Origin of the sequence: Chryseobacterium gambrini (assembly GCF_027920505.1) — a bacterium.
GTDB classification, from domain to species: Bacteria; Bacteroidota; Bacteroidia; order Flavobacteriales; family Weeksellaceae; genus Chryseobacterium; species Chryseobacterium gambrini.
This window is the reverse complement of sequence record NZ_CP115857.1, coordinates 1714857-1727978: the sequence shown is the minus strand read 5'-3', so window position 1 is coordinate 1727978 and position 13122 is coordinate 1714857. Positions and strand designations below refer to the sequence as shown.

The 13122-nt window shown below is 33.9% G+C and carries 12 protein-coding genes; 9 read left to right on the top strand and 3 right to left on the bottom strand.

Annotated features, from left to right (window positions below; genetic code table 11):
- The 9 genes from wecB (at position 1) to PFY09_RS07670 (ending at position 8821) form a co-directional block, all read left to right on the top strand.
- Positions 1-1137, top strand: a complete 1137-nt coding sequence (gene wecB, locus PFY09_RS07710) for a non-hydrolyzing UDP-N-acetylglucosamine 2-epimerase (protein WP_076395622.1) — start codon at positions 1-3, stop codon at positions 1135-1137.
- On the top strand, positions 1137-2342 hold the full coding sequence (locus PFY09_RS07705) for a glycosyltransferase family 4 protein (protein WP_271162029.1): 1206 nt from the start codon (positions 1137-1139) through the stop codon (positions 2340-2342). The genes wecB and PFY09_RS07705 overlap by 1 nt, the downstream gene beginning before the upstream one ends.
- Positions 2343-3236 carry an NAD-dependent epimerase/dehydratase family protein gene (locus tag PFY09_RS07700; RefSeq protein ID WP_271162028.1) on the top strand — a complete coding sequence of 298 codons (894 nt, stop codon included), beginning with the start codon at positions 2343-2345 and terminating at the stop codon, positions 3234-3236.
- Positions 3237-3239: 3 nt separating this feature from the next.
- Positions 3240-4202, top strand: coding sequence for an MraY family glycosyltransferase (locus PFY09_RS07695; RefSeq protein WP_271162027.1), 963 nt, complete (start codon positions 3240-3242; stop codon positions 4200-4202).
- 27 nt (positions 4203-4229) lie between these two features.
- Positions 4230-4775: a dTDP-4-dehydrorhamnose 3,5-epimerase gene (gene rfbC / locus PFY09_RS07690; RefSeq protein ID WP_076395614.1), complete on the top strand. Its 546-nt coding sequence runs from the start codon at positions 4230-4232 to the stop codon at positions 4773-4775.
- A 90-nt stretch (positions 4776-4865) separates the two neighbouring features.
- A complete protein-coding gene (gene rimO / locus PFY09_RS07685) occupies positions 4866-6167 on the top strand; it encodes a 30S ribosomal protein S12 methylthiotransferase RimO (RefSeq protein ID WP_271162026.1) in 1302 nt (433 codons plus the stop codon).
- 400 nt (positions 6168-6567) lie between these two features.
- On the top strand, positions 6568-7191 hold the full coding sequence (locus PFY09_RS07680; RefSeq protein WP_076395610.1) for a hypothetical protein: 624 nt from the start codon (positions 6568-6570) through the stop codon (positions 7189-7191).
- Positions 7192-7482: 291 nt separating this feature from the next.
- Positions 7483-7956, top strand: coding sequence for a hypothetical protein (locus tag PFY09_RS07675; protein WP_228427569.1), 474 nt, complete (start codon positions 7483-7485; stop codon positions 7954-7956).
- A gap of 493 nt (positions 7957-8449) precedes the next feature.
- Positions 8450-8821 (top strand): septal ring lytic transglycosylase RlpA family protein, encoded by a 372-nt coding sequence (locus PFY09_RS07670; RefSeq protein ID WP_076395606.1) that lies wholly within the window; start codon positions 8450-8452, stop codon positions 8819-8821.
- Positions 8822-8878: 57 nt separating this feature from the next.
- Here the strand turns inward: PFY09_RS07670 and PFY09_RS07665 are convergent, their stop codons facing one another.
- The 3 genes from PFY09_RS07665 to PFY09_RS07655 form a co-directional block, all read right to left on the bottom strand.
- Positions 8879-9643, bottom strand: a complete 765-nt coding sequence (locus tag PFY09_RS07665) for an exodeoxyribonuclease III (RefSeq protein ID WP_271162025.1) — start codon at positions 9641-9643, stop codon at positions 8879-8881.
- An 85-nt stretch (positions 9644-9728) separates the two neighbouring features.
- Positions 9729-11273, bottom strand: a complete 1545-nt coding sequence (porX, locus tag PFY09_RS07660) for a T9SS response regulator signal transducer PorX (RefSeq protein WP_076395602.1) — start codon at positions 11271-11273, stop codon at positions 9729-9731.
- Between the two features lie 128 nt (positions 11274-11401).
- On the bottom strand, positions 11402-13042 hold the full coding sequence (locus tag PFY09_RS07655; protein ID WP_271162024.1) for a S41 family peptidase: 1641 nt from the start codon (positions 13040-13042) through the stop codon (positions 11402-11404).
- Positions 13043-13122 lie beyond the last annotated feature (80 nt).

The window sequence follows — 13122 nt, the reverse complement described above, 5'->3', positions numbered from 1 at the left end:
ATGAAAAAACTAAAAGTAATGACGGTTGTAGGAACACGACCGGAAATCATTAGACTATCAAGAGTATTATCAGCTTTGGATGCTTCCGAAGCCGTTGAACATATTATCGTCCATACAGGTCAAAACTACGATTACGAGCTGAACCAGATCTTTTTTGAAGATTTGGGACTTCGTAAACCGGATTATTTTCTGGAAGCAGCAGGTAAAACAGCAACAGAAACGGTTGGGAATATTTTAATTAAAATAGATCCTTTGCTGGAAGAATTGCAGCCTGAAGCATTTTTGGTTTTAGGAGATACCAATTCATGTCTTTGTGCCATTCCTGCCAAGAAAAGACAGATTCCGATTTTCCACATGGAAGCAGGAAACAGATGTTTCGATCAGCGGGTTCCGGAGGAAACCAACAGGAAAATTGTAGATCACACTGCAGATATTAATTTAACGTATTCAGACATCGCAAGAGAGTATCTTTTAAGAGAAGGTCTTCCTGCAGACAGAATCATCAAAACGGGTTCTCCTATGTTTGAAGTGTTGAATCATTATCTTCCTCAGATTGAAAGTTCGGATGTTTTAAGCCGTCTGAATTTAGAAGAAGGAAAATATTTTGTGGTCTCATCCCACAGAGAGGAAAATATTAATTCTGAGAAAAATTTCAACGGATTAATAGAAAGTTTAAATGCCATTGCAGAAAAATTTGGCTATCCGATCATTGTTTCTACACATCCGAGAACCAGAAATATGATCGATAAAAAGCAGGTTGAGGTAAGACCGGAAATTCAGTTCTTAAAACCACTTGGATTCCATGATTATAATGCGTTACAGATGAGAAGTTATGCCGTTCTTTCGGATTCAGGAACTATTTCAGAGGAATCTTCCATCTTAAATTTCCGCGCTTTGAATATCAGAGATGCACACGAAAGACCGGAAGCAATGGAAGAAGCATCCGTAATGATGGTCGGTTTATCTCCGGAAAGAATTTTACAGGGATTAACGCAGCTTCAGCAGCAGAAAGTAGGAACAGAAAGAAATTACAGACCGGTTTCAGATTATTCAATGCCGAATGTTTCAGAGAAAATGGTAAGAATTATTCTGAGTTATACGGATTACGTTAACAGAGTTGTTTGGAGCAAAAAATAATGAAAAATCTCTGGATCGCAACCGAACTTTTTTATCCTGAAGAAACTTCAACTTCTTTTATTCTTACAAAAATAGCAAACAGACTTTCGGAAAAGTATCATGTAAAAGTTGTTTGCGGAGATCCTGTGTATGACAAGCAAAAGAAAAGCAGTCATTTTAGTCTGGATTCCCGTGTAAATGTTCACAGAATAAAAGGATGGGGCGGAAACAAAAATAGTCTGTTGAGCAGATCTCTAAGATTTGTTTTTCTGTCTCTTTCTATCTTTTTCTATCTTTGGAAAAACGTTAAAAAGGGAGAAAAGGTTTTTATGGTTACGAATCCGGCGCCTTTAATTCTGCTTGTTTCAATCCTTAAAAGATTAAAAAAAATTGAATTAATTATTCTGGTTCATGATGTTTTTCCCGAAAATACCATTCCTGCCGGAATCATTAAATCTGAAAAGTCAGTATTATACAGAGTTCTCAGAAGTATTTTTGATAAAGCTTATTCAAAAGCTGATCTGCTGATTACATTAGGCAGAGATATGCAGAAAGTTATTGAAGCTAAAATCAGAAAATATAACCGCCGTTCGAAAATTGAGATCATTGAAAACTGGGGCGATACAGAAGGTATTTATCCGCTTTTGAAAGAAGATGTATTTAATGAGGATTTATCTTTAAAAGACAGGATCATTTTTCAGTATGCCGGAAATTTAGGAAGAGTTCAGGGATTAATTGAATTATTGCATATTATAAAAAAAGTGAAAAACGACCGATTGGCTTTTCATTTTGTAGGAGAAGGTGCTGTTAAAGACACCATGATAGAATATGTAAAAGAAAATCAACTGACCAATGTTTTCTTTGATGGGGCTTATTCAAGAGAAGATCAGCTTCAGGTATTAAATAAGGCAGATGTATCTTTTGTAAGTTTAGCGCCTAAAATGTTCGGATTGGGAGTTCCTTCAAAAACGTACAATATTTTAGCTGCCGGAAAACCGGTTTTATATGTTGGCGAAAAAAACAGCGAAATAGATTTACTTTTAAGAGAAGAAAATATAGGGTATTCATTTCAGCATTTCGAAGAACAGAAAATTCTTGATTTTTTTAATTCTTTCGATGAAACGTTTGTTAAAGAATTAGAATTGATGAAACAAAAAGCAAGAAAAGTAGCAGAGGAAAAGTTTTCAGAAGAGATTATACTGGATAAATTTTATAATATTATTTAAATGAAAGTGCTATTTACAGGAGCCAACGGTTTTTTGGGAAAAAATGTAATTCCTTTGCTTCAGAAGAAAAATTTTGAAGTAAAGACCTTTGGAACTTCCAATGCAGATTATATATTTAATATTACAAATACCATCAATCCTTTTAAAGAAAAATTTGATATTATTTTTCATGCCGCAGGTAAGGCTCATTCTGTTCCTAAAACTCAGGAAGAAGAAAGTGTATTTTACAAAGTAAATTTTGAAGGAACAAAAAACCTTTGTAACGCTTTGGAAGAAAATCTGCCGGAATATTTTGTTTTTATAAGCACAGTAGCAGTGTATGGAAAAGATTTCGGTGAAAATATAACTGAAGATACGCCATTGGAAGGATACACACCTTACGCTAAAAGCAAATTGATGGCAGAGGAATTTCTTACTAAATGGAGCAAAGAAAAGAATGTAAAATTATTTATTCTCAGACCTTCTTTAATTGCAGGACCCAATCCTCCGGGTAATCTGGGAGATATGATTAATGCGATTAAATCCGGGAAATATTTTAATATTGCAGGAGGAACGGCGAGAAAAAGTGTATTCTGGGTGGAAGATTTTGCTGAGATTACCGTTAATATGTTGGGAAAAGAGGGTGGAATTTATAATGTTTGTGATGATGTAAATCCTGATTTTAAAGAAATCTCTGAAAAAATCTCAGCCAAATTAAACAAGAAATCTCCGAAAAGTATTCCTTATTTTCTGGCTAAATCAATGGCTTTAGTGGGTGACTTATTGGGAAATAAAGCTCCAATTAACTCTTTGAAATTAAGAAAAATAACAGATTCTCTTACGTTTTCTAATGATAAAATAAAAAGAGAATTAAATTTTAATCCTTCAAACGTAATAGAAAAATTTCAACTGTAAACTATGGAATTTTCAATCGTAACAATTCTGCTTTTTATATCTATGCTCATCTATTTTAGAATAGCAGATAAATACAATATTATAGATAAGCCCAATCACAGAAGTGCACATACACAGATCACATTGAGAGGAGGAGGAATTATTTTTCCTGTTGCTTTCATTATCTTTTCTGCATTTAATTTTAATGAAGTCATAGAAAACTACTGGTCATTTGGTTTAGGATTACTGGCAATAAGTACGATCAGTTTTATAGATGATATTGTAACCCTTTCAAATAAAATTAGACTGTCCGTTCATTTTATTTCTGTGGTTTTACTGCTGTATTTTACAGGAGCCTTTAATGTAATGCCAATCTGGGTTTGGCCCATATTGTTTATTCTGATTATAGGAACCTTGAATGCCTATAACTTTATGGACGGCATCAACGGAATGACGGGTTTATACAGTTTAGTCGGCTTATCATCATTATTGTACATTAATGAAAAGGTAATTTCATTCACCGATGAAAATTTTATCCTTTATCCTGTTTTAGCCTGCATCGTTTTTCTTTTCTTTAATTTCAGGAAAAAAGCAAAATGTTTTGCGGGTGATGTAGGAAGTATGGCTATCGCTTTTTGGGTAATCGGTCTTATTACCTTATTGATTATGAAAACTCAGGACTATAAATACATATTTCTTCTCTCTGTATATGGGATGGAAGTTGTCCTAACGATAATAGAAAGACTGCTGCTTAAAGAAAATATATTTGAGGCGCACAGAAGACATTTGTATCAGCTTTTTGCCAATGAAAAAAAAGTTTCGCATCTGCTGATAAGTTTTGTTTATGCTATAGTACAGGTAATTATAAATTTATTTTTAATACATTCACACTGGGCAATCTGGATTATTATTCCTGTGATTTTCATTCCGATAGGCAGTATTTATCTCGCATTAAAATGGAGCCTTAAAAAACAATATAAATTATAATAATAACTGATTCAAGAAATATAAGTTATGAAAATAAAAGAAACCCCTTTAAAGGACTGTTACATTATAGAGCCTACAATTTTCGAAGACGACAGAGGTTATTTTTTCGAAAAATTCAATGAAAAGAAATTTGAGGAACTTACCGGAATGAATGGACATTTCGTGCAGGATAACATTTCTAAATCTTCTTATGGTGTTTTGAGAGGGCTTCATTTACAGAAAGGAGAACACGCACAGGCAAAACTGGTATCCTGTCTGGAAGGAAAAGTCTGGGATGTTGCTGTAGACCTGAGAGAAGATTCACCTACATTTGGAAAATGGTTTGGGATTGAGCTTACAGCGGAGAACAAAACACAGCTTTATATTCCAAGAGGTTTTGGACACGGATTTTCTGTTTTAAGTGAGACGGCAGTTTTTTCTTATAAATGCGATAACTTTTATAACAAAGAATCAGAAGGAAGTGTAAAATACAATGATCCGGATCTGAATATCGACTGGAAAATTTCCGACAGTGAAGCTGTTCTTTCAGAAAAAGATGAAAATGCAGCAAGTTTTAAAGAAAAGAATTTTTAAATATTATGAAAACCACTTATTGAAGTGGTTTTTATTTTTTAATACAGACTCTTCAATATTTTGTATCTTTGCAAACTCAAAATCAAAAAGATGCGTACAAAATCTGTAGGGAAGAAAAAAATAAATGTAGTAACGTTGGGTTGTTCCAAAAATGTATATGATTCCGAAGTTTTAATGAGTCAGCTTAAAGCCAATGGTAAAGAAGTGGTGCATGAAGACAAAGGAGACATCGTTGTAATTAATACCTGCGGATTTATAGACAATGCCAAAGAAGAATCCATCAATACCATTCTCGACTATGTGGAAGCAAAAAACAGAGGTGAAGTTGAAAAAGTTTTTGTGACAGGATGTCTTTCTGAAAGATACAAACCGGATCTGGTAAGAGAAATTCCGGATGTAGATCAATATTTCGGGACGAGAGATCTTCCGGTTTTATTAAAGCATTTAGGGGCAGATTATAAGCACGAACTTGTGGGCGAGAGATTAACCACAACTCCGAAACATTATGCTTATTTAAAGATTTCTGAAGGATGCGACAGACCTTGTTCATTCTGTGCGATTCCTTTGATGAGAGGAGGACACATTTCAACTCCGATTGAAAAACTGGTTACAGAAGCCCAGAAATTAGCGAAAAAAGGAACAAAGGAACTGATTTTAATTGCTCAGGATCTTACCTATTATGGTCTGGATATTTATAAAAAACGTGCTCTTGGAGATCTTCTAAAAGAATTGGTAAAAGTAGAAGGAATTGAATGGATAAGACTTCACTATGCATTTCCGAGCGGATTTCCTGAAGATGTTCTGGATATTATCAGAGAAGAACCGAAAGTTTGCAACTATATAGATATTCCTCTTCAGCATATTAATTCAGATTTACTAAAATCGATGAAAAGAGGAACAACTCACGAAAAAACAGATGCCCTTCTTGGAAAATTCAGAGAAAAAGTTCCGGATATGGCAATCAGAACAACGCTTATCGTTGGTTATCCCGGAGAAACTCAGGAAATTTTCAATGAACTTAAAGACTGGGTAAGAGAACAGAGATTCGACAGACTGGGTTGTTTTACGTATTCTCATGAGGAAAATACTGGAGCTTATGTATTGGAAGATGATGTTCCGCAGGAAGTGAAAGAAGCAAGAGTGGAAGAAATTATGGAGATTCAGTCTCAGATTTCATGGGAGAAAAATCAGGAGAAAATTGGCAACACATATAAATGTATTTTCGACAGAAAAGAGGGAAATTATTTCATCGGAAGAACTGAATATGATTCTCCGGACGTTGACAATACCGTGTTGGTTTCTGCTGAAAATACATACATTTCCATCGGTGATTTCGCGGAGGTAAGGATTACTTCAGCTGAGGAGTTTGATCTTTATGGTGAATTAATTTAAAATTATTCCCAATTGTTTGATTTTTTAATAAAAAAAATCGTATATTGTTTTCATTAATACAATGTTATCCAATGATTAATAAAAATTAACATTCACAAAGCAGTGATAACATAAAGTTTAATTTGTTGATTTTCAAGACTGTTTTGTTTTTGGAAATTAAAATTTTAAAACTTTTTGATGTATTATTATGAAAATTATTTTAAAAATATTAACTTTGCAGAATAAAGAGATTTTACATAACTATTGAGCTAAAAATTAGACTCTTGTGAGATGTGAAAATAATTTTTGAAATTATATATAATTAAAAATATTTTATTTTTATTAGTGAATGCACAAATGGGGTATGGTACACTTTTATACATTCACTGGTTAAAATGTAATTTAAAATCTTTAAAAACTTATGAAAAAATTTTTATTAACAGCGACTATGTTAGTCGGATTTGTGGCGATCGCTCAGGCTCAGCAAGGAAGAGTGGGGATTAATACAACTACTCCCGCTGCGACTTTAGATGTTGTGGGTGCGCCAGCTGACCCAGCTAAAGCAGATGCTTTATTAGTTCCTCGTATGACAGCTGCGCAATTGGTAGCTAAAGACAACACTGTTAACAATTATGCAGCGCCTCAGGATGGTGCAATTGTGTATGTTACCTCTGGTACAGGTTCAACAACTAGAACAACCAAAGTTACCGGAGCAGGTTTCTATTATTTTGATAACAGTGTTCCTGAATGGAAACCGTTTGTAAGTGCTGCTTCTGCTGCAATGACTGTAAGAGCTCAAACAGGTTCTACAATTTCTGATGCAGACTTAGGTAATGCAATTCTAGTAACTTCTAATACTAATTTTAATTTAGCCACTTTAACTAAAACTAATGGTAAAATGATTACTTTTATCGATGCTACTAATGGTGCAGGTTTTGGTATAAGCGGTGCGCATTCCACTGCTACCGTATCTCCTATTCAGTCTGGAGGATCATTAGTGTATATTTGTGACGGTACTAACTGGTATAGCTATAGTGGATTCTAAAAATAGTATTTAAAAATAATTTAAAGACATATCATAATGAAACTAAAATTTACAACAATTATATTGGCATTCGCTGCTTTTACTAGTACTGCGTTTGCCCAAATTCGTTCCAATAACCCAATCAGTTCAACAATTGGTACGCAATCTGTTTTCTTAGATGCATCTGCTAACGGATTTACAACAACTACAAATATTGGAAAAGGTCTTACTTTTCCTAGAACTAATCTTACAACATTTACCTTTGTTACACAGACAACAGGAGCTTTAAACTTTCCTACTGCTTATGACGGTATGATTGTTTATAACTCCGCAACTGGTACCACTCCTGCAACTGGATCAGGGATAGGAAACCAGTCTGTAACACCTGGTTACTATTATTTTTCTAATCCCACAGGTGGATCAGGAAACGCTTACGCAACATCTACGGGGCAATGGTTGCCATTAGGACAAAATCCAAGAGTTAACTTTGCAACTACAGAGACTGTTACCAATACGCAGGTAGATGGAGCTCAGGTTTACGGTATTAAAGGTCAGTTTACGACTACAGGTACTTCTACTTCAGTTACAATTCCTGCTCCTGCTGGAATGACTTCTTTATATGGAATTACAATCTATAAGAAATCAGGAACTGGAAATAAAGTAGTTTATTCTAAAGAACTATATTCTTATGATGTTACTACAGGTGCTGCAATTACCGGTTCTCAAAGTATGTCTGTAGTATATCCGCAAGATACTTATGACTATGTATTAGAATATTTCAAATAATATTTGAATAACAAATAGACAATATTTAAAAACCAATGAGATTCCTCATTGGTTTTTTAGTTTATATAAAGTGCGTTTATAGGTTAATTTGGTTAGATAATTTTATCTTATTTGATCTCCTTATGTATCCTATTTTAATGCTATAAATTGCCGTTTAGCTTTATACAGCAATTTTAATAAAATTGTTCGTAAACTAAATCTGCAATAAATTTTTTCGTAAAAAATAAAATCTTAAAATTCATTAACTTATTGATTGGTAGAGGAATAATTGTGTTAAAAATATCTTAATCTCAATAATTTAGTTAAAATTATTAACTTTTACCTTTGTTTTTTAACACTTTTTAACAATAGCTCTTAAATACCCTATCCATAGGAAGTTAAGAAAAATATTAACATAAAATTTTATTTTCATTAACACTTGTTAACAAATAAAATAGGTCTTTTAAAAGATTCCTTATAGATTTGCCCCTGTCAAAACCAATAAAATTTCAAAATGATGAAAAGATTCATTCTCGTAATCATAATGATGATTTCAACCTTTGGTATTTATTCTTTCAAAATGAATGCCATAGATGCGAAAAAAACAAGTTATGCATCGTACTACCACGATAAGTTTAACGGTAGAAAAACTGCAAGCGGAGAAATCTTTGATAATGCAAAGTTCACCGCAGCCAACAGAACGCTTCCATTTGGAACAAACATTAAGGTAACGAACCTTAACAATGGTAAAGAGGTAATAGTGAAAGTAAATGATAGAGGACCTTACCATTCATCAAGAGCTTTAGATATGTCTAAAGCAGCGTTCGATGAAATCGGAGATACCGACAGAGGTACAATTCCGGTGGAATATGAAATTGTCGACTAAAATTTATGATTTTAAATTTTAAAAAGCCAACTGATTCAGTTGGCTTTTTGCTTTCTTTTAAAGGCTTAATTCTACTAAGGCAGGACAATGATCAGAATGGACGGCTTCTTTCAAAATAACGGCTCTTGTGAGCTTATCTTTCAAACTGTAGGAAGTGAAATTATAATCCAGTCTCCACCCTTTATTTCTTTCCCGTGAATTTTGTCTGTAACTCCACCATGTATAATGGTCGGGTTCATTATTAAAAAATCTGAAACTGTCGATCAGTTCGCATTCGTTGATAAAATTCGTCATCCATTCTCTTTCCATCGGTAAAAAGCCGGAAACATTTTTCAAACCTGTCGGGTTATGAATGTCTATGGCTTCATGACAGATATTAAAATCGCCGGAAATAATCAGATTCGGAATTTCCTTCTTTAAATTTTTAATATACTCTAAAAAATCATGGCAGAACTGCATTTTGAATTCCAGGCGCTCAATATTCGAGGCAGAGGGAACATATACAGAAATAGCAGAGAATTCATCAAAATCTGCACGGATGATTCTTCCTTCGTTATCATAACTTTCAATACCGCAGCCATATTCTACATGACTGGGCTTTGTTTTAGACGCAATTCCGACGCCGCTGTAGCCTTTTCTCACAGCGGAATGCCAGTAACTGTGATATCCCAGTTTTTCGAGGCTTTCAATATCGATCTGGTCGTTTCCTGCCTTACTTTCCTGAATGCAGATGATGTCCGGATCTGCTGTTTTCAGCCAGCCTAAAAAATCTTTGGTAAATGCAGCACGGATTCCGTTGACGTTATAAGTGATTAATTTCATGATTCAAAAATATTAATAAAAAAGAAGCGGAAAAAATCTTTGATTTTTTCCGCCCCTCTCGTCACCCGAAGTCAAACTATGAAAACTACTTGGGTTCTAAAATACTGAATGGAATGATACACTCTTCCAGAGAGATTCCTCCATGTTGATACGTTTCTTTATAGTAATTCACAAAGTGATTGTAATTCTTTGGATAAGCAAGGAAAATATTATTCTTCGCAAAAATATATTTAGAGCTTAAATTTCCTTTCGGTAAAAACAGCTTTTCAGGATTCGTAATTGCCCAAACATCGCTGTCGTCATACGTTAAACTTTTTCCGGTTTTATAACGGATATTCGTAGAAGTTTCTCTGTCTCCTACAACTTTGCTCGGCTTTTTCACATAAACCGTTCCATGATCCGTGGTAATTACTAATTTGAAACCACTTTCAGCGGCTACTTTAATAATTTTCAGTAAAGAAGAATTTTCAAACCAGTTTAATGTTAAAGATCTGAACGTTTTATCATCACGAATCAGCTGATCTACAATATGATTATCCGTTTTTGCATGAGAAAGAATATCAATAAAATTATAAACAATTACCAACAGGTCATTGTTTTTATGCTGATTAAAATCGTCATAAATCTTTCTCTCAAAATCAGCATTCAGCACTTTCAGATACTTCATGGATTTGGAGCTTAAACCGATTCTTTTCATCTGATCTTCCAGAAAATCGCGCTCAAATTCATTTTTATTTCCTTCCTCGTTATCGTTGAACCATTTATCAGGAAAACGCTTTTCAATTTCAGAAGGCATTAAACCCGCAAAAAAAGAATTTCTCGCATACTGAGTTGCAGTAGGAAGAATACTGTAATAATAATCTTCAGAAACCTTATTATAGAATTTTGTGAACAAAGGTTCAATCATTTTCCATTGGTCATAACGGAGATTATCCACCATCAGTAATAAAACTTTATCCTTTTCTACCTCAGGTTTTATCTTATCTTTAAAAAGCGTGTGGCTCATAATAGGTTTGTCTGAACCATGAAGCCAGTCTTCATAATTATTTTCAATAAATTTTGCGAACTGGATATTGGCCTCCTCTTTTTGCGACTGAAGAAGATCTGCAAACTCATTATCTGCTACTTTATCAAATTTAATTTCCCAGTTCAGGATCTTCTTATAATATTCAGCCCAATCCTGATACGTTCTCAGATAAGAAAGTTCCATAGAAAGATTTCTGAATTCCTGCTGATACTGCAAAATCGTTTTCTGCTCCACAAGATTATCCTGCTGAAGATTCTTCTTTAACGACAGTAAAATCTGGTTCGGATTCACCGGTTTCAGGATATAATCCGCAATCTGAGATCCGATTGCTTCTTCCATGATGTGTTCCTCCTCACTTTTCGTCACCATTACTATTTTAAGAGAATTATCTTTATCCTTAATCATCGGAATGGCTTCCAGTCCCGAAATTCCGGGCATATTTTCATCAATCAGGGTCAGTGCAAACTTTTCCGAGTCCATGAGTTCAAGTGCCTCATTAACGTTGTTTACGGGAGTTACCTGATATCCCTTTTTTTCAAGAAAAACGATGTGTGGTTTTAGTAAATCTATTTCATCATCTATCCATAATATCTTTTCCGACATAATTATTTTTTTACATGGTTATTGTATCAAATTGCTGACCAATTAATTCTAAAATCTGCCAAAATCCGCAGATGTAAAGTTAAATATAAGTTAAATGAAATAACGTAATAATTGTGTTTTTGTTTTGTCTATTGCCCACTTTTTAAATATTCAAGAGCCCTTTCCATGATTTCGTCTTTTCCCTGCTGTATTCCTTTCACTGTAGGACGTACGATAATATCCGGAATAATGCCGATTCTCTGCGTTTCTCTTCCGTCCGGATAATACGCTCCCAAACCTGTAAAACATGTTTTAAGATAAGCAATATTAAATGAAATGACATCACCGTTTGCTCCCGAAGTGTATCCACCGATTACTTTTGCTTTCGGATGCTGCTTAAGCATCATTACGGTGGTTTCAGCCTGACTTTGCGTCACCTCATTCACCAGAATGACCACATTTCCTTTATAATAATCCGGATTATTTCTTCCGATGTTGTTTTTACGGCGGTAAAATTTGCTTAAATAATTGGTTTCTGGAAAAATAAATTCATAATAAATTTTATTTTCAGGAAGCAACAGTCTGCTCAACGGCAAAATCGTCATATTCGGATAATTTCGGGAATCGAAAATAATCGATTCTGTATTTTTCAGATTTTCGAACATATCATTCAGATCCGATCTTTTGATTAATCCCATGTTCACATAACCTATCTTTTTTTCATCATCGAGAAACTTCCATTTTTCAGGAACCGTAGGATTTTCGCGAATAATTTCTTTCTGCAAATATGTTTTTACTTTTATGGCTAAATTAATTCCGTCCCTTTCAATTTTAAGCCCGAGAGAATCTTTATTGGTGTACAGAAAAAGATATTTTGACTTGTTGATCTTTCCCCATGAATTCGAAGCCGGAAGATATTTCCCAAACGAATTAATCTTCTGCGGAATCGTTAATCCTTCAACATCGTAGATCACATCACCAATTTTGAGCGGATTTTCTTCATTAAAAATAGTCGGATATGTTTTCGTTACAACCAGCTTTCCTTCAGCATAAGAATACTGTACCGGAACATTTTTTCTTCCGTATTGGTTTAAACTAGTCAGTCTTGAAAATAAAAAAGCGTGCGAATCATCCGTTTTGGTCACAAGTTCCGCTAAAGTTAAATGATAGCTTTCATCATTATCAACAGCAAGAAATTTTGGAATCATTTCCCTTAAAACATCATTCCAGTTCTGATCGGTTTTGTATTTGTATGCAAAAAAATATTCTGCATAATTCCAGTATCTGAAGAATTCTAAAAGAGTAATTTGTTTTGAAGTAAATTTCGAGCCGTAAGAATTTTCATTCCTGAAATAAACCTTTCTTCCGTTTAATCCGAAATAATAATTTTCACCGGTATTCCTGTTGTTCTCAATAAATTTCAGCTTTTCACGTACATTTTCAGAAAAAATACGCTGATCATCCATCCATCCGAGATCAAAATTTTTTAAGAAATAAACTTTATCGTTATCATTTACACAATTTTTACAATCTTCAATTTTTCCGAGACTTTCAATCCAGTTAGAATACAATTCATTCAATTGATCTTTATTGTTAATATTTTCAAGTTCATCAATTTTCTGAAATAATTGCTGATCCCAGTTGAACTGTCCTTTCGATACATTCGGATGATAATACTTTAAAAATCCCCATACTTTGCATAACGATTCAAGCTTTTGGTTTTCCGATAAAGTCTGCGCCGAAAAATGTAAGTTTAAAAATAAGATAATGAAAAGGGAGAATTTTCTCATGAAAAGGTTATTCAATCAAAGATAGCTTTTAAACACAAACAGCACAACTATTTATTCAAAGAAGATTTTATCCAGCCTTT